The following is a 17579-nucleotide window of genomic DNA, read 5'->3' on the forward strand; positions in this document are numbered from 1 at the left end:
GCTATCTTTTAATTAGCATTTTTTAATGCTAGAAAGAAGTGAGATAAATTGAGCGAAAAAAAATCATTAGATCAGATTAAATTCTCTGTATTGGATTTAGCGCCAATTACACAAGGTGGCAATCCAGGCGAAGCATTTCAACATACAAAAAACTTAGCACAATATGCAGAAAAATGGGGGTATAATCGATTTTGGTTAGCGGAGCATCATAGTATGCCTGGCATCGCAAGTTCAGCTACTTCGGTTGTCATTGGATATGTAGCGGGGGCGACAGAAAGAATCCGAGTAGGTTCTGGTGGAATCATGCTTCCTAACCATGCCCCCCTTGTTATAGCAGAACAGTTTGGCACACTCGAGGCAATGTATCCAGGGAGAATTGATTTAGGATTAGGTCGAGCTCCTGGTACAGATCAAGTGACAATGATGGCATTACGCAGAGATCCTAGAAATAATGGGCAAGATTTTCCTCAGCAACTAGAAGAACTGCAAGGGTATTTGGATGTTGATTCGAGATTCAATAAAGTGAGAGCGATACCAGGGGAAGGGCAAGACATTCCGATTTGGTTGCTTGGTTCTAGCGGTTTTAGTGCTACTTTAGCTGCCCAATTAGGTTTGCCATTTTCATTTGCAAGTCATTTTTCACCTCAAAATACGTTGCCTGCTTTAGAGAGGTATCGCAACTATTTTGAGCCATCCTCTGTATTAGATAAACCATATGCGATGGTAGGGCTAAATGTTATAGCAGCTAATACTACAGAAGAGGCAAAAATTCTTTCTACATCTCATCAATTACAGTTTTTAAGTCTTATTCGAAATACGCCAAGTCAATTACAACCTCCAGTAGAAACGATGGAAGGGATTTGGACAACTTTTGAGAAAGAAAGTATTTTGAGTCAGTTGAAATCTACAATTATCGGAAATCCAGACGAAGTAAAAGAAAAACTTCAAGCATTTCTAGATGAAACGGATGCCGACGAAATGATTATCAATACAACGATATATGATCCAAAAGCTCGCCTGCGTTCATATGAGATAGTTGCCGAGGTAACGGGTATGAAATCTTTATAATGTATACCAGATTCTAATGTAGAATCTGGTTTTTTATTTTTAAGAGAGGCTTTAATCCAACTTTTTAGGGTATATATAGTAACAGTTAAATATAGTGTATGAAGGAGGAAAGATGGTTGATTCGATTTGAGAAGGTGTCCAAAGTATTTGAAGACGGTACGGAGGCTTTACATAATGTTTCCTTAACAATAGAAGAAGGGAAATTAACTGTAATTATAGGACCGAGTGGCTGTGGGAAAACAACTTTAATGAAAATGATTAATCGTTTAGTAGTGCCGTCTTCAGGAGAAATATTTATAGATGGTAAAGCAGTTTCTTCGCTTGATGAGGTAAAGCTCAGAAGAACTATTGGTTATGTAATTCAACGTATAGGTTTGTTTCCACATATGACGATTGAAAAAAATGCATCACTTGTTCCAAATTTAATAGGGTGGACAAAAGAGAAAACTACCGAACGAATTCATGCACTTATGAAAATGGTAGGGCTTGATCCGGAACAGTTTTTAGGTAAGTATCCTTTAGAGCTAAGTGGAGGACAACAGCAGCGTATTGGAGTCGTAAGGGCTTTAGCTGGAAACCCGGAAATTGTTTTAATGGATGAACCTTTTAGTGCTCTAGATCCAATTAGTCGAGAGCAATTACAAATAGAAACAAAGTATCTGCAAGAGAAGATTCAGAAGACAATTGTTTTTGTCACGCATGATATGGATGAGGCTTTAAAGATTGCAGATACGATCATTGTAATGAGGAAAGGACAGATAGAGCAAATAGCCTCCCCAACCGAGTTAATAGAAAAACCGATTAATAATTTTGTAAAAGATTTCATAGGAATTGAGCGAATAAATAGAAGAAAGTCCCTTTCATTGCGTGAAATACAAGAGTTTACGACGTTCTTTGAAGAAGATAAGGAAACACCATATTTAGAGGTAGATGCCACTTTATTGTTAGAGGAAGCAATTGCTTTACTAGATAATGATGCAGTGAAGAGCTTGTTAGTTAAAAAGGGAAATGAACCGCTAGGATATGTAAATCAATCCGTCCTTCTTCGTGCAATTATTGCAAAGGAAGAGGTGGTTTAGATGCGAAGCTTTATAGAAACCATTCAAAGTAGATCAGACTTAATCCAAGAAGCTTTTATTCAGCATATTTACTTATCTTTTATTGCACTTGCTATTGGCATTGCGATTGCCCTGCCATTAGGCATTTTCGTTGCAAGGTATCGCAAGTTTGCCGAACCGATAATTGGAATTACTGCTGTGTTTCAAACGATTCCTAGTCTAGCTTTATTTGGATTTCTAGTTCCTCTTATTGGGATTGGGGCTAAAACAGCATTAATTGCTTTAATAATTTACGCACTTTTACCGATTTTACGTAATACATATACAGGCGTTACAAGTATTGATGGCTCGATATTAGAAGCAGGTAAAGGGATGGGAATGACTAAAAACCAGCTCCTATGGCAAATTGAATTTCCTTTGGCCTTACCGTTTATTATGGCGGGTATTCGAACAGCAACTGTTTTTACTGTCGGAATAGCGACTTTAGCAACATTTGTAGGAGCAGGTGGCTTGGGAGATGTCATATATCGGGGATTGCAGTCATATAATAATTCTCTTGTGCTAGCTGGTGCCTTACCTGTTGCTTTATTGGCTATTTTGTTTGACTTTGCTTTGAAATGGATTGAGAGAAAAGCTACACCAAAAGGTATGAAAACAGGAGGATGAACGGGAATGAAAAGATCATTATTAACGATTGGGATTGCAGCATCTTTATTATTAGGGGCTTGCTCCAGCTCCAACTCAGAGGAAGCACTCGTAATAAGTGGAAAGCCTTGGACGGAACAATTTATTCTGCCTCAAATATTAGGACAGTATATTGAATCGAAGACAGACTATAAGGTTGAGTATAAAGAAGGTCTTGGTGAGGTAGCAATTATGACTCCTGCCTTGGAAAAGGGCGATATTGATTTGTATGTGGAGTATACAGGTACAGGATTGAAGGATGTGCTAAAGGAAGAGTCGGAAGTCGGAGAAAGCTCTGAAAGTGTTTTAGAGCGAGTGAAAAAAGGATATGAAGAAAAGTTTCAAGCAACTTGGTTAAGTCCACTTGGTTTTGAGAATACGTACACACTCGCGTATGCCAAGGATAAAGATTATGATGCAAAAACGTATTCGGATCTTGTGGAAGTTTCAAGAACTGGAAATATGGTATTTGGTGCACCTCATGCATTTTATGAGCGTGAGGGAGACGGCTATGATGACTTTATTAATTCGTACCCATTTACTTTCACAAGAACCGAAAGTTTAGACCCAAACGTCATGTATGAGGCAGTGAAAAATGGAGACGTGGATATTATTCCTGCATTTACAACAGATGGTCGAATTGAACGCTTTGAGTTACAAACAACTAAAGATGACCTAGGCTTTTTCCCTAAGTACGATGCAGTGCCGGTTGTTCGTTTGGAAGCATTAGAGAAGTTTCCAGAGCTTGAAAAAGTTCTAAATGATTTGGCAGGGAAAATATCTGAAGAAGATATGCTAAAAATGAATGCACGGGTGGATATCGATGGAGATAAGGCGGAAGATGTCGCACATGATTTCTTAGTGGAGAAGGGGTTAATTGATAAGTAGTAATTTTCTCAATTTATTTACCAAAAATTAGTTAAGAGCAACAAAATAGAGTATGAGAGCAACTATTCATTAGATGAAAGCAACCAATTGTGATAATAGAGCAACCAATCATTATATAAGGGCAACTAAATCATATCAGTGAACAAACCCCAAAAGGAAAGAGGGTGACTTCAAAAAGTCGTTTTTAACGACCTATTTTGAGTCACCCTCTAAATATTTCCTACAAAAGTGATTTAAAGTTCAAGCGTTTATTTAAAGCAGCTATTACTGGAATACCAACTGCTAATACGACAAATTCACCAGCTGCAACAGTAAGCCATGTATAAAAGAAAGGTAATCCCAATGCTAGGTTTAATTCAATTGCAATGATAAACATTGTGACAGTAAAGAGTAATGTATTGAATATCATGCGAGGAATATGACCCTTAATATACTTGGAAGCAAAAATAGTGATGGATAAAGTGATGATCGAATGAGCTACCCCAAAAGTTAAATCATATAAACCGAGTGGGGAAAACAGATTAGTCACAAATACTCCGAGTACAATTCCAAAAATATATTTTTTATTGAACACGATAAGATGGTTAAACATTTCGCTTATACGAAACTGTACTGCTCCAAATGCAAATGGTGCCACCAAAAAAGATACCGCTACATATAAAGCAGCAATAATACCGCTTGTAGCAAGTGTTTTAGTTTTCATTATTCATTTCTCCTTAGTTTTTTTAAGTGGGAGGTTCACGAACCACGTTTGATAAATCACAATTGCTAATTCTATGACAGGGTTTGGCATATGTCAAGGATTATAGAAATTCTATGTTAAAATAGGAAACAGTATTAAAAAAGGAAGGTTTATATGAAACATTTTTTCACATTACTTAGTGCATGCATGATTTTTCTCATTTTCGGCTGCACGACAGAGATGCAATCAGAAAAAACTGATACAAAGGTGGAAACGTCTGCTCCACAAATAAATCCTGGGAATGAATTGAGAGTTCATTTTATAGACGTAGGACAAGGTGACTCCATTTTTATACAATCACCGGATGGAAAAACTATGTTAATAGATGGTGGCAAGAGAGACTCAGGTAAAGAAGTGGTGAATTATTTACGCACTCAGGGAGTGAAGAAGTTAGATTATGTCGTCGCAACTCATCCGGATGCTGATCATATAGGTGGTCTTCTTGCTGTGTTAAATTCCATTTCAATTAAACATTTTATAGATTCAGGGAAAGTACATACATCACAGACATATGAAAATATGCTTCAGCTTATAGGTGATAAGAAAATCCCGTTTGTCGTGCCAAATAAGGGAGATAAGATTTCATTAGATTCCAATATGGATGTTACTGTTTTAAATGTAGGAGAAGAATCGGATGATAATAATGAAGCTTCAATCGTGTTAAAAGTGCAATATGGAGAAATATCATTTCTCTTAACTGGTGATGCGGATAAAGGGGTAGAAAAAAGTATGATGCAACAATACGATCTGCAATCTACCTTTTTGAAAGCGGGTCATCATGGCTCCGACACAAGCACCTCAGAAGCATTTATTCGAGCAGTTAAACCAGAGGTCACTATCTTAAGCTATGGAAAAGATAATTCTTACGGTCATCCAAAGCAAGAAGTAGTAAACCATATTAAGAAAGTGAAATCTCAAGCCTATTCCACAGCGGAAGTAGGAAATATTGTAGTAACGACTAACGGAGTGGATTATTCTGTTTCCACTCAAGACAGTCCAGATGAAGTGGAAGCGAAAAAAACGGTATCCACCCCGTCCATCTTGATTTCGAGCAAGGATTTGCAAGGAGAGATAGTGGGTATAAAAAATACCGGAGATGAAGCCGTAAATTTAAAGGACTGGGAACTCATCTCCATCGAGGGTAATCAAGTATATAAGTTTTCAAACATGAATCTTGATGCTGGCAAAACCATCTATATCACAAGTGGTCCAAGTGCTAAGGAAGGTCATGGATACCTTCAATGGACAAAGAGACAAATTTGGAGAAACGACGGAGATGCAGCTAGCTTGATAAACGAGAAGGGAGAGGTCATAAGTGAGGTCAAATAAGTACACATTAGATCGTTTCGATGGGGAATATGCGGTATTTTTAAAGCATCCAAATGAAACAGAAAGCCTACTAGTAGCACGCGATCAGATAAAGGTGCATTTAGAGGAAGGAGATATTGTTTCTATAACAGTCTTGGGTGATACGTATAAAATTGAATCTCATGAAAAGGAAACAATGGACCAAAGTGACAAAATTCAAAGCTTATTAGAACGATTAAAAAACGGTAATAAATAATAATGAAGTTTTCATAATTATTAAAACAAACGTGATTAACATGAATCTACAAACATTCATGTTAATCACGTTTTTCGTGTTTTTCGTGTTTGTTGTGGTGCCTGGCACCAGTAATACTGTTGTAATAATTGGTTAGAGGGATGTGTCGTATAGGAAGTTTTGGACGATGTGCTGTTTGGGTTCGTAAGTTTTTAGTGTATAGCCTTCTTTTTGAAGCCACTCGATAATTTGGGGTAGGGCTTTTGTTGTTTGGCTTCTGTCGTGTAGTAGGATGATGATGTCTTTATCACCTGATTTAAAGGCTTTTTCTACTCCCACTTTTACGTTTTTCACGATTTGGTCTGCTTGTTTGTCCGTGTATTCCCAGTCCTGTGAATCTACGTCCCAATCCCATAGTTTGTAGTCATTTTTAATTAATTCATTTTTCATGGCTGTCGTTATATGGGGCTTGCTGCCGTATGGGGTTCGAACGAGTTTTGAATCCAACCCGGTCATTTCTTTTATTAGCTTGGTTCCTTCGTTCATTTCGTTAATAAAAGAATTTGCGGACTTGTAAACCTTGCTTTTATCATGTGTCATACTATGTGTTCCGATATAATGGCCTTCTTTTACGACAGATTTGATAATAGAGGAGTTCTTTTTCATATTGTTTCCTAAAAAGAAGAAAGTACCTGGCACTTTATATTTTTTTAAAGTGGCATTGTTTACTGCTGTGAATTTATTTGGTCCATCATCAAATGTTAAGTAAATAGTTGCTTTTCCTGGTTTTGCTTGTGTTTGTTTAGATTTTAGCTGTTGGTTTAAATAAATTTCATATTCTGCATGAGACATACGAATCCAGTCATCTCTATAGATTCGCTGTGTTTTCTGTTTTGGAAAGTTTTCAATTTTATATCCTATTTCTTTAGCAATAAATTTAACACTAATGAACAGCTTTCCATCTATTCGCACAAATGGAACCGAACTAAGGGCTGTTCCATTTTTAGTAGTTATGTTCGAGGTTTCGTTATAAATAATCTCTAAGTCTTGTTTTCGTATAAAAGTATTTCCTTTTTCTGTTTCATAAGGAATATCTAAATTAGCTGCTATTTCTTCCAGTGGAACTTTCGTGTCTTCATTGATAACTTTTACATCACTAAAACCTAATAATTGATCATTAAAGCCAACATAATGTGTTTCTACTGCTGCTTGTCCAGTGGTTGTGCTAAAAATAATAGAGATGAAAAGAGCTGCACATAGAATAGTAATTTTTTTTATGATTATAACCACCTGTTCATATATTTTTTGTCATCTAAAAAATATATGTATTTTGTAATCGTGGTATGCTTATATTAAGATGTTTACTAAGGGGGTGAGTGTAATGGCAAATCGATATAAATTGCCAGAGAGCGCAACGTCTCATGCAAAGCCTATTTTTGGAAAGGCGATACTTTGCGTGGGGAGTCATTAAATAAATTTTAATCGCCATTTCAACTTGTGGCTTTGCACCTTATTGAAAGTGATAAAAATAAGGGAGCGAGCGCAATGACTTATATAAAAGCGAATTCTGTTTTACCTGAGGAGCTTGTGAAGGAAATTCAAAAGTATATTCAAGGGGAAACAATTTATATTCCGAAACCAGAAAAGAGTTATAAACAGTGGGGGGCGCTTTCAGGAGAAAGAAAGCGTATTGACGAAAGAAATGCCTATCTTAAGCAAGCTTATAAAAATGGAGTTCCGATGAATAAGCTTGCTACAGAACATTTTCTTTCTGTGGAAACTGTTAAAAAAATCATTTATTCTAAATAAATCAGGAGCTGGTGACCCTTTTATACAGGGTTATCAGCTTTTTATATGGCGAGAACATTTCATAGCCATCTTTACCATTTATAAAAAAAGTCATTTCCGCTACAATAAATTAGAAATGATTTATTAAAAAGTGAAATAGGAGGGATGGAAATGAATCCTTTCATAAAAAGTGATCAATACAACTTTATTAAATATCAGACACAAAACTTAATTAATGGGCATGCAACTGTAAATGATCAAGCTGTATTAAATGCATTAAAGTCGCTAACGATTGAAAAAGTATTAGGGCTATTCGAAGAGTTACATGAAGATCAAAAACTATTACTAAATCCAATAGTTGAAGTAAAGGAAAAATCAGATGCGGAAGTGTTTTTGGAGCAAATAAAACCCTATGTAGTTCCTTTTAGAGAAATAAAAGAACAAACAATAAAGAAATTATTTCCAAAAGCAAAGAAACTAAAAATGCCTTCATTAGAACAAGTAGATTTTAGTGAAATATCTTATTTGGGATGGTTGGACAAAGGGACGAATAAAAAATACTTAATAGTAGAACACCATGGTAAGCTTATAGGGATTTCCGGTGGCTACAAAAATTCCAACAAAAAAGGAATATGTACTTTATGTAATCGCTTTGAAGAGATTGGTATGTTTACTTCTGCCACAAAAGGTGCGACACAAGACGCCTATATTAAAAGAGGGAACTACATTTGCCAGGACAGCCATAAATGTAATCAAAATTTAGTTTCCCATGACAAACTAGAAGAATTTGTAGAATTAATCATCGGCTCTTAAATTGTATGTATAACCAAAACAAACGTGAATGTTTAAACATTCACGTTTTTTGGTGCCAGGCACCTGTAATATAATTGTCATACAAGGAGGATTTATAAATGGAAAATGAAATGCTGAAAATATTTGATGAAAATAGATTAGAAATAGGAACAGCGACACGAGAAAAAGTTCACCAGCTTGGTTTGTGGCATGAAACATTTCATTGCTGGTTTATTTGTAGTGAGGAAGGGAAAGGGTATATATATTTACAAATTCGAAGTGATACTAAAAAAGATTATCCTAGCTTACTAGACATTACTGCGGCTGGTCACTTAATGGCTACTGAAAGTGTGGTTGACGGTATACGAGAGGTACGAGAAGAACTTGGAATAGAGGTAACTTTTGATGAGCTCGTTCCGCTCGGTGTAATAGACTATTCCGTCAAAACAGGAGAACTTATAGACAACGAGTTAGCGAATGTCTTTATATATAATAACAATGTAAATTTTGAAGACTTTAACCTCCAAGTGGAAGAAGTTTCAGGAATAGTAAGGGCAGATTTTAAACAGTTTACAGCACTTTGGAGGAATGAAGTTCTTGCCATTGAAGTCGAGGGATACCAGTTGAATGAATTAGGAGAAAGGATTCCACTAAAAAAAATAGTTGAAAGGGACTCCTTTGTTCCACATGAGGACTCTTATTACAAAGCAGTTATTTTAGAAATTCAAGCACTTCTATGACATAATAAAACCAACTTCCTTAAATAGAAAGTTGGCTTTTATTTTATTCTAATATTTTTATAGTTACAGATTTACGGCCCCATTTATATGCCTCTTTTTTAGAAGAGAAAAATACATCAATTTTGTTTCCCTTAATTGCACTGCCTGTATCACCAGCAATAGCATAGCCATAGCCTTCTACATACACTTTTGTGCCAAGCTTGATAACATCAGGGTCGACTGCGATTACTTTTATATCTGGATTACGCTTTAAGTTAATTCCTGTACTTGTAACACCTGAGCAGCCATTGCAATTTGCAGTAAAAGCGCTCGCAGATACAACTATTTCTTTTGCTACCTTGTCCTCTGAATCGGATCTAGATGGATTTTTTGTTTTTTCCTTGCCTGTTATTTTAAGTTTTTGTTTCGCTTTGATACTATCTGATTTTAAGTTATTCCAAGACTTTAAGTTGGCGATTGATACATTATACTTTTTGGAAATAGAATATAAAGTTTCGCCTTTATTTACTGTGTGAACGGTAGTAGCTGCGAAGCCTTGTGTTACTCCGCTGACTAATAGTACGATTGTGATTATGAGTGATCCAAGAATTTTCTTCAAATACTCTACCCCTTGCTATTTAGTCTAATCATATATTAGCAATATATTGTTACAGGAATATTACGGTAATTTACCAATAGCATTACAAATAGTAGATATATTGTTGCTATATTATGTATCGTGTATATTGGAAAAGTACTATCGAAAGAGGGCTGATTTCAATGAAATTTGTAAAATGGATAATTTTAATAGGGACTTTATTATTATTGCCGTGGTTATTTTGGTTTATGTCTGATGATAAACAACGTAACATTACTGTAATAAATAAAACAACTCCGCATGGGAATATTAGTGAACACCAAGGATTCTTTTGGCTACTAGACTATCTGAAAATAAACGATGAAAAGAATAAAAAATATAATCCTTCTGAAGATTATTATGGCTACACTTTTGAGGACAACGAATACATTGAAAAACCACTTCCTACGAATTTAGCAGGTTCGGATTTTATATATGTAATAGATACATATGGTGTAGACGAAAAAGATTTAAAAGGTGGATTAACAAATGAAGAGTGGACATCCATTCAATCAGCAAATGAGGATAAACACGCAACTCTAGTAGTGGAATATAATTCAATTTCTAATAATGTAAGAGATAAAGCATCCAAATATTTGGGTATTAAACAAACGGGTTGGATTGCTAAGTATGGCAAGTCATTAGCACTGAATGACGGAGAGGTACCGAAATGGGTTGTAAATGCCTATGAAAAAAATAATAAAAAATGGAGTTTTGATGGAGAAGGTATTATTTTTTATAATGAATCCTCAGAAGAAGTTGAAGTGCTTTCGGTGAATGAAGGGACTCTTCAAAAACACGGTTTATTATTCAAAACTACCCAACAAGGTGAAGAAACGTTCTCTATAAGTAAAGCGAGTATGTACAATGGTTGGTTTGACATTATAAATTCAGAGGCAGATGCTAAAATACTTGCAGAATTTGAAATAGATACAACGGAAAAAGGAAAAAAGATACTCCAAAAAATCGGGATTTCCTCCAACTCACCAGCTATAGTAATGAAAAAACAGAATGCAGCGAATAGCTATTACTTTGCAGGTAATTTCAGTACAGTAGAGAAAATTCCAGGAATCTACCAATATAAAGGGTTCACTAAAATTAGAGAAATGTTGACTGTAGATTTTTTATTTCCGGGAGAGAGTTTCTATTGGCAAGTTTATGTACCTATTATGACATCTATCCTAAAAGATATAGAATCTTTTGAGCAAGAAAAGATGGTGGATAAGACACAGACATTGAGCACTGTGAAAACAAAAGAAGGGTTAACATATAATAGTCGAATTTCAAAGGATAAGTTTGAAGTGTACAGAAATAATAAATGGGAAACGATGACGATAAAAGGTGTGAATCTTGGAATGGGAAAACCAGGAGCATTTCCTGGAGAAGCTGCTATTACAAGAGAAGAATATGCACGTTGGCTTGAATACATCGGTGAAATGAACGCTAATACGATTAGGGTTTATACACTCCACCCACCAGCTTTTTATAAAGCGCTTAAGCATTATAATGAGACGCATGAAAAACCTATTTATGTTTTCCATGGGGTATGGATTGATGAGGGGCCGTTGGAGGAAACATTAGATGCATATACGCCTGAGATTACAGAGACTTTTCAGAAAGAGTATAAGCAGATGGTTGATGTAATTCACGGTAAAGCAGAAGTGTCAGAAAAGGTTGGGCATGCACATGGAACATATGACTCAGATATTTCTCCATACGTAATCGGGTGGATGATTGGAATAGAGTGGTACCCTTTAATGGTAGATAATATGAAAACAGTTTATGCAAACCTCCCCCAGTTTGATGGCTCTTATATCAAGACAGACCAAGCGGAAGGATTTGAGATATGGTTAGCTGAGCAAATGGATACTTTAATGAAATATGAAGCAGAGGTGTATAGTTGGACAAGACCAATGAGCTTTACAAACTGGGTTTCAACAGATAATTTAAACCAGCCAGCGGAACCTTTAGAAAAAGAAGACATGGCTTCCGTTGATCCAAACCATATAAAGATAAAAGAAGGGCAAGATTTACCTGGCTTATTCGCTTCGTATCATGTATATCCATACTACCCAGATTTTTTAAATTTAGAAGAAAAGTATACTGAGTATATCGATCATCGAGGTAATAAAAATAATTACGCAGGGTATTTACATGACCTAAAAGCAAGCCACTCTATGCCAATTCTCATTTCTGAATTTGGAATTCCTGCATCTCGAGGTATAACACATTTGAACCCTTTTGGTTGGAATCAGGGAGGTCATTCAGAAAAGGAACAAGGAGAAATATTAGTCTCATTATATGAGGATATTTTAGAAGAGGGAATGATGGGGGGACTCATCTTTACTTGGCAGGATGAGTGGTTTAAACGGACATGGAACACAATGGACTTGGACGATCCGAATCGACGGCCGTTTTGGTCCAATTTACAAACAAATGAACAGAACTTTGGGTTGCTTAGTTTTAATACATTAAAAATAAAATTGGATGGAAATTCGGATGATTGGAAAGGAATTGAACCAGTTTATCAATCGTCGGAAGAACCAATTCAATCTGCTTTTATCACACATGATGAGGCGTATCTGTATATTCGATTAGATCAGAAATCTAGCAAAAAAGGTGACTGGTTTGATCAAAACGAAGTAAATATTTTATTCGATGTAACGCCAAAAAGTGGAACAGATGTTATAGAAGGCCAACCAAGTATTCAACTCGATCGACCAGTTATTGATTTTTGGGCAAATATACAGAGTAAAGAAAAAGCGAATTTATACGTAGATGCTTATTACGATTCGTTTCTTTATCAATATGGACATGTATTACAAATGATTCCTGAAAGCGAGCCTATACCAACAAAAAGTACCGGTGTATTTAACCCAATTCGTTATGCTTTAAATAAAGGGTTAGTTAGGCCAGACACAGGTAAAGAGCTTCCATTTGAAAGCTATGAAACTGGAAAATTGCAGTATGGAAATAGTAATTCGTCAGCAAAGGATTATTATTCATTAGCTGATTATTATGCTGATCCTAAAACAGGTGTATTAGAGATGAGGATTCCCTGGTTACTATTAAACGTGAAGGATCCAAGTTCAAAAATAGTCCTATCAGATTTATATAAAGACGGACTAGAAACTAACTTAGAAATAGAGGATTTAGGCGTTGCTTTTACCTTTAGAAAAAATGGTAAATTGCACACCTTTCCAAAAATGAAGGATGGGGTAATCCCTTTTAAGTCTTTAGCTCGATACAGTTGGGATAAGTGGGAAGCACCACAATCTAAGGAACGCTTAAAACAATCTTATTATATTCTCCAAGACAAATTTAAAGAAGTAAACTAAAAAAAATAGGGCAGTCCCATAAGTTATTGAAAAACGACTTTTGAGGGCAGCCCTTTATTTTATATATTATTCTATGGGTTTTCCAAAGCATAAGCTCGGCGGACGAATTCGAGCGCCTTCTTAGATAAAATTAGGACACTTTAGTTGCGAAAGTGCATCCAAAGTGTCCTATCTAGATGAAACAAGCGAGATGGAGTTGTCTAAAAAACTAAAAAGTAGAGTGGGAACTTTTAAAAAACCCTTATTCTACTTTTTAATTTCTAGAAAATCGTTGAAAAAGGTGACACTCCGGCGGCGGGAATAGCGTTAGCCGAAGACCCCACAGTTGAGGGGAAGGCAATCTAAGAGTTCGCTGCATCCTGCTCCTGCGCAAAGCTCGTCGCAAAAGAACTTTTGCGGAAACGATTGCATGACCAACATCGTGTTGGCCTAGGAGGCTGAGGAAACGCCAGCGGAAAGGTAGCCATTTTAATGATTTTCTTTCTTTTGGGATAGCCATATTTTTTATTTGGAATCTGAAGATATTCCTTTTCTATCCATTTTTCCCCATTCCGCCTCTTTTCTACGAAATGATTTAATCAAGCCCTCAAATCGCCAAATAACTAGAAGGGGACGGAACCAAAAGGACTCTGTTAATGCCCAAAAGAATAACAATAATAAATGCTTCACCTTTGGATATTTAAACATAGTAAGCTCCTCTAGAAGAATAGATAAAGCTGAGATGAATGATCCGTAAAGCATTGTAACCAATAATAGTATTGTTACAATGTAAGGATCTAAAAAGCCGAAAAATACTCCACCAACTATTAAAATATATCCAATCAATTCCATAACTGCACCTAATAATTCGACTGTAAAAAAATAAGGAAAGCCGATGAATCCGAGTAGTCCATATTTGGGGTTTAAAAACATCTTTTTATGTGCATTTAATGTTTCTGCTAAGCCTCTTTGCCATCTAATTCTTTGAGATTTCAATACTCTAAAGGAGTCAGGTGCTTCCGTCCAACAAACTGGATCGGGAATATATTTTAATTGAAGATCGAGTTTTTGCTCTTTAATAATTCGATGTAGGCGAACGATAAGTTCCATATCTTCTCCTACAGTATCCACTTTATATCCACCCGATTTTATCACCGTATTTTTATGGAATAGACCAAATGCCCCTGAAATAATAAGAAGCTGATTAATTTTAGTAAATCCTAGTCTCCCAATTAAAAAACCTCTAAAATATTCCACGATTTGCAAGATGACTAAGGGGTTTTTAGGTAGATCAATTGACTCCACCTTACTTCGCGAAATGGTAGTCCCATTTGCAATTCGTACGGAACCACCAACTGCAACCGTTTTACCTTCCGAATCGATTACTGGTTTCATTACCTTCAATAAAGCATCATTCTCTAATATAGAATCTCCATCGATTGCACAAAAATATGGATACTTGGATACATTTATACCGCAATTTAAAGCATCTGCTTTTCCACCGTTAGTTTTTGAGACGACCATAACGGTTGAATAAATTGTCGAACGATAAGAGGATTGTATCTGTTGGGTTTTCATATGTTCTCGAACAGCCAGTTCTATTTTTTCTAATTTAAACTCTTCGATTAATTTTAATAACGTTCCATCTTTTGAACCATCATCTACCACAATGATCTCATATTCAGGATAATTGAGTGCTAACAATGAACGAACAGTGCTAACTACTCCAACTTCTTCGTTATAGGCAGGAACAATGATAGAAACTGGATATGTTCTTTCGCTCACTGCCATATCTTCAAGTGATTCCGTCTTAATAAGTCTTCCTTCACGCATAACATTTTTCATGGAAAATAAAAACAAAACGATGTAACTAATTGAAGTAAATCCCATATAAAATATGATGAAGTAGGAGGTTACTTGAAATAAGAAAATAACAATATCCTTCAATCCTTACTTCCCCCTTTTTTGGAAGTGATCCATTGTACTGCCATATCTCTTGCATATAAATCGGAATGATTCTTTGAAAGAAAATAAAGTTTATCCTCTCCGAATATTTGAAGAATGGATTCTGCAGCCGCATTACGAACCCACCATTCTCTATCTCCCAATAATTTAACTAAAAATGGCTCAAAGACTTCCAACATTAGTACTCCGGAAATACGACAACTGAACATTCTTTCTTGCCATGAAGAGGATTCGAAAAATGGGATGAGTAGTTCGATATTGCTTATATAATTCAACCTATAAAGGCCTTTAAGCGCCTGTATACGCATTTCCAAATTTTCATTTTGTAATTCATCTTCTAATAATGGTTGGTAACGTAGATTTTTTGTAAGCCCAATAAAGGAAAGAATGGCAATCCTGCACATCGGATTATAGCTTTCTTTACTCAGTTTTATAGCATTTCCAAAAGTATCCTCATTCAATCTACTAAATACATCTAAATAATGTTGTAATGTTGCAGTTCTATCTCTATTTAAATAATCAACAATGGAAAGGTCATTTAATGCTGCAAGTGCTCGGACAGTTTGATTCTTTTCCTCATCCCACACTTTTAATTTCGATAAGTGGTCTTGGAGAAAAGGCTTTAACGATATAAGTTTAAAATCCTCGATGAAGTATAGTGTATTTACTCGTGTAGACCAAGTTCCTCTTTTCATTCGTTTTAAATAGGTTTCAGCGAATATAGATTCTGCTGCTTGCTCGAGTTTCTCTCGTATATGCGCATCTTTAACATCTGTAAATGTTTCACTAAAAATACGTTCTGCCACTTCAAAATTCGCTCTAATTACAAGGGCCTTAGGTATCATCCAGTTTTCTGACATTAGATAGTCCACAAAAAGCTCTAGATTGTCTTCATACACTTTGTCTTGTCTATCATTCTCTCTGTTTCTGAGCCACTTTCTAATGCATAGCAGAGCTAATAATAGTAATTGAAATCCTAAAAGAATACCAATAACCCAATAGAAGTAAATCATTTCTATAATCATACAAACAACCTACTGGCAAGGCGTTGAATTCGAGCGAGTACTTCCTGTGGATGGAAAGGCTTAACTAAATAATCGTCTGCACCTCTTTTTAAAGCATGTAAAATATCTTGATTGCTGTTTCGGGAAGTAAGCATTGATATGATGATACGGTCGTTTGGATACTCTTCTCTTATGTGATTTAAAACTTCTAAACCATCCATTTTAGGCATTACAACATCTAAAAGGAGGATATGATAATCTGTTGGATGATACCAATCAGAGTGTATAAACTCATACCCGTTATCATATACGGAGACTTCTATATGAAATCGAGGGGATTTCCATGATAGAAATTGTTTTTCTAGCATCGTTCTACTCAGTTTGTTATCATCTACAATAATGACGCGGACGATTGGCATTATAGACTCCAAGTTCATATTATTATATGAAATACATGTTGGCTCAGTGGATTGCTTGGCAACACTCAAAGCCTGCTTGCCATTCACTACTAGCTGCTGAATATGGTTATAAGAAGAGTTCCATTCTGCAACACCTGATACAATTTGAATATGAAAGCTTTGACCATCTTTATAATAAGTGTTAGAAACAAAGGTTTTATTTAATTTGTCCAATTTTTCAAGTGCTTCTTTCTCTTTAGTTGTTGGATGAAGGAGAGCAAAGGTTCCCCCGTGTAATCGATAAAAGCTTTCTTTGGATTGAATGTTAGTGTGCATCAATTCACTAAAAGTGCTTAGTATCTCATTTGTATAAGAAAATCCAAAGTCTTTATTCATCTGTTGTATATGATGTACTTCTATTATTGAGATGGAAAAAGTGGTGCCTTCATTATTAAAATTGTCTATTAAATCGAGCGCTTTCTTTTCAAAGCTTGCATAATTAAGTGCACCTGTAAGCGGATCAATCGATTGAAGGTGCTTAATAAAATTTCGATGTGATAAAAAGTTTGAAACGATCGCAAGAAGGAGATGGTTTCCTTTCTTCGGATGTATCATATCCGCAGCTCCATGACGGATGAACTCCGTTTTTATCGAAGAAAATTCATTATTAAAATTCAATACAATGATTGGAATAAAACGGACTAGAGCAGTCTGCTTCATTTTATCTAAAAAAGAAAGAGTCGAAGAATCAGACATATTTGCTGAAATACAACAAACATCAATTTCGTTTGTATTAAATAAGTCAATTCCTTTTTCAACATTAGGTGCTACTAAGATTGTGTAGCCTTCCTTTTCTAAGTCGTCTTTAATAGAAGATAATTCCACTAAATCTTCTGCAATTAACAAAAGAAGTCCCAGTTTGTTGTGAGAATTAATAGTTGAGTTATTAGCGAACAACTGAAAACCTCCTTACATA

16 protein-coding genes and 1 riboswitch are annotated in these 17579 nt (G+C 35.6%); of the genes, 10 read left to right on the forward strand and 6 right to left on the reverse strand.

Annotated elements, in window-relative coordinates; all coding sequences use genetic code 11:
• Positions 1 to 48 precede the first annotated feature (48 nt).
• The 4 genes from AM499_RS20640 (at position 49) to AM499_RS20655 (ending at position 3698) form a co-directional block, all read left to right on the forward strand.
• The gene (locus tag AM499_RS20640; protein ID WP_053591958.1) at positions 49 to 1068 is read left to right on the forward strand and encodes an LLM class flavin-dependent oxidoreductase; all 1020 of its coding nucleotides are present in this window, start codon (positions 49 to 51) and stop codon (positions 1066 to 1068) included.
• Between the two features lie 116 nt (positions 1069 to 1184).
• Complete coding sequence (locus tag AM499_RS20645; RefSeq protein WP_053591959.1) at positions 1185 to 2147, forward strand: ABC transporter ATP-binding protein; 963 nt, start codon at positions 1185 to 1187, stop codon at positions 2145 to 2147.
• Complete coding sequence (locus tag AM499_RS20650; RefSeq protein ID WP_053591960.1) at positions 2148 to 2792, forward strand: ABC transporter permease; 645 nt, start codon at positions 2148 to 2150, stop codon at positions 2790 to 2792.
• A gap of 6 nt (positions 2793 to 2798) precedes the next feature.
• Entirely contained in the window at positions 2799 to 3698 is a 900-nt protein-coding gene (locus AM499_RS20655; RefSeq protein ID WP_053591961.1) for a glycine betaine ABC transporter substrate-binding protein, read from the forward strand.
• Positions 3699 to 3918: 220 nt separating this feature from the next.
• Here the strand turns inward: AM499_RS20655 and AM499_RS20660 are convergent, their stop codons facing one another.
• On the reverse strand, positions 3919 to 4401 hold the full coding sequence (locus AM499_RS20660) for a QueT transporter family protein (RefSeq protein ID WP_053591962.1): 483 nt from the start codon (positions 4399 to 4401) through the stop codon (positions 3919 to 3921).
• A 7-nt stretch (positions 4402 to 4408) separates the two neighbouring features.
• Positions 4409 to 4453: riboswitch (PreQ1 riboswitch) on the reverse strand.
• Positions 4454 to 4554: 101 nt separating this feature from the next.
• Between AM499_RS20660 and AM499_RS20665 the strand changes: the two genes are divergently transcribed.
• Together AM499_RS20665 and AM499_RS20670 are read left to right on the forward strand one after the other, a co-directional pair.
• On the forward strand, positions 4555 to 5769 hold the full coding sequence (locus tag AM499_RS20665; protein ID WP_053591963.1) for an MBL fold metallo-hydrolase: 1215 nt from the start codon (positions 4555 to 4557) through the stop codon (positions 5767 to 5769).
• Positions 5756 to 6004: a DUF3006 domain-containing protein gene (locus tag AM499_RS20670; RefSeq protein ID WP_053591964.1), complete on the forward strand. Its 249-nt coding sequence runs from the start codon at positions 5756 to 5758 to the stop codon at positions 6002 to 6004. The genes AM499_RS20665 and AM499_RS20670 overlap by 14 nt, the downstream gene beginning before the upstream one ends.
• 132 nt (positions 6005 to 6136) lie before the next feature.
• Here AM499_RS20670 and AM499_RS20675 read toward each other — a convergent pair whose 3' ends face one another.
• Complete coding sequence (locus tag AM499_RS20675) at positions 6137 to 7273, reverse strand: polysaccharide deacetylase family protein (RefSeq protein WP_053591965.1); 1137 nt, start codon at positions 7271 to 7273, stop codon at positions 6137 to 6139.
• Positions 7274 to 7528: 255 nt separating this feature from the next.
• Between AM499_RS20675 and AM499_RS20680 the strand changes: the two genes are divergently transcribed.
• The 3 genes from AM499_RS20680 (at position 7529) to AM499_RS20690 (ending at position 9303) form a co-directional block, all read left to right on the forward strand.
• The gene (locus tag AM499_RS20680; protein ID WP_053591966.1) at positions 7529 to 7792 is read left to right on the forward strand and encodes a CD3324 family protein; all 264 of its coding nucleotides are present in this window, start codon (positions 7529 to 7531) and stop codon (positions 7790 to 7792) included.
• Between the two features lie 150 nt (positions 7793 to 7942).
• Positions 7943 to 8584 carry a FusB/FusC family EF-G-binding protein gene (locus tag AM499_RS20685; RefSeq protein WP_053591967.1) on the forward strand — a complete coding sequence of 214 codons (642 nt, stop codon included), beginning with the start codon at positions 7943 to 7945 and terminating at the stop codon, positions 8582 to 8584.
• Between the two features lie 98 nt (positions 8585 to 8682).
• Entirely contained in the window at positions 8683 to 9303 is a 621-nt protein-coding gene (locus tag AM499_RS20690; RefSeq protein ID WP_053591968.1) for an NUDIX hydrolase, read from the forward strand.
• 43 nt (positions 9304 to 9346) lie between these two features.
• Here AM499_RS20690 and AM499_RS20695 read toward each other — a convergent pair whose 3' ends face one another.
• A complete protein-coding gene (locus AM499_RS20695) occupies positions 9347 to 9901 on the reverse strand; it encodes a 3D domain-containing protein (RefSeq protein WP_053591969.1) in 555 nt (184 codons plus the stop codon).
• A 161-nt stretch (positions 9902 to 10062) separates the two neighbouring features.
• Between AM499_RS20695 and AM499_RS20700 the strand changes: the two genes are divergently transcribed.
• Positions 10063 to 13257 (forward strand): hypothetical protein, encoded by a 3195-nt coding sequence (locus AM499_RS20700; protein WP_053591970.1) that lies wholly within the window; start codon positions 10063 to 10065, stop codon positions 13255 to 13257.
• Positions 13258 to 13761: 504 nt separating this feature from the next.
• Here the strand turns inward: AM499_RS20700 and AM499_RS20705 are convergent.
• From AM499_RS20705 to AM499_RS20715, 3 genes are read right to left on the reverse strand one after another with little or no spacing between them, the layout of a single operon-like run.
• Positions 13762 to 15183 (reverse strand): glycosyltransferase family 2 protein, encoded by a 1422-nt coding sequence (locus AM499_RS20705; RefSeq protein ID WP_231687506.1) that lies wholly within the window; start codon positions 15181 to 15183, stop codon positions 13762 to 13764.
• Entirely contained in the window at positions 15180 to 16226 is a 1047-nt protein-coding gene (locus tag AM499_RS20710) for a HEAT repeat domain-containing protein (protein WP_053591971.1), read from the reverse strand. Before AM499_RS20710 ends, AM499_RS20705 begins: the two co-directional genes overlap by 4 nt.
• Entirely contained in the window at positions 16223 to 17560 is a 1338-nt protein-coding gene (locus tag AM499_RS20715) for a response regulator (RefSeq protein ID WP_053591972.1), read from the reverse strand. Before AM499_RS20715 ends, AM499_RS20710 begins: the two co-directional genes overlap by 4 nt.
• Between the last annotated feature and the right edge of the window lie 19 nt (positions 17561 to 17579).

It is taken from the genome of Bacillus sp. FJAT-22090 (assembly GCF_001278755.1).
In the GTDB taxonomy this organism is placed as follows: Bacteria; Bacillota; Bacilli; order Bacillales_A; family Planococcaceae; genus Psychrobacillus.

What these genes read in the sequence shown, in the direction of transcription:
- AM499_RS20700 (WP_053591970.1), top strand. Translation starts at nt 10,063, where the DNA reads ATGAAATTTGTAAAATGGATAATTTTAATAGGGACTTTATTATTATTG.
- AM499_RS20650 (WP_053591960.1), top strand. Translation starts at nt 2,148, where the DNA reads ATGCGAAGCTTTATAGAAACCATTCAAAGTAGATCAGACTTAATCCAA.
- AM499_RS20660 (WP_053591962.1), bottom strand. Translation starts at nt 4,401, where the DNA reads ATGAAAACTAAAACACTTGCTACAAGCGGTATTATTGCTGCTTTATAT.
- AM499_RS20710 (WP_053591971.1), bottom strand. Translation starts at nt 16,226, where the DNA reads ATGATTATAGAAATGATTTACTTCTATTGGGTTATTGGTATTCTTTTA.
- AM499_RS20690 (WP_053591968.1), top strand. Translation starts at nt 8,683, where the DNA reads ATGGAAAATGAAATGCTGAAAATATTTGATGAAAATAGATTAGAAATA.
- AM499_RS20680 (WP_053591966.1), top strand. Translation starts at nt 7,529, where the DNA reads ATGACTTATATAAAAGCGAATTCTGTTTTACCTGAGGAGCTTGTGAAG.
- AM499_RS20685 (WP_053591967.1), top strand. Translation starts at nt 7,943, where the DNA reads ATGAATCCTTTCATAAAAAGTGATCAATACAACTTTATTAAATATCAG.
- AM499_RS20665 (WP_053591963.1), top strand. Translation starts at nt 4,555, where the DNA reads ATGAAACATTTTTTCACATTACTTAGTGCATGCATGATTTTTCTCATT.
- AM499_RS20655 (WP_053591961.1), top strand. Translation starts at nt 2,799, where the DNA reads ATGAAAAGATCATTATTAACGATTGGGATTGCAGCATCTTTATTATTA.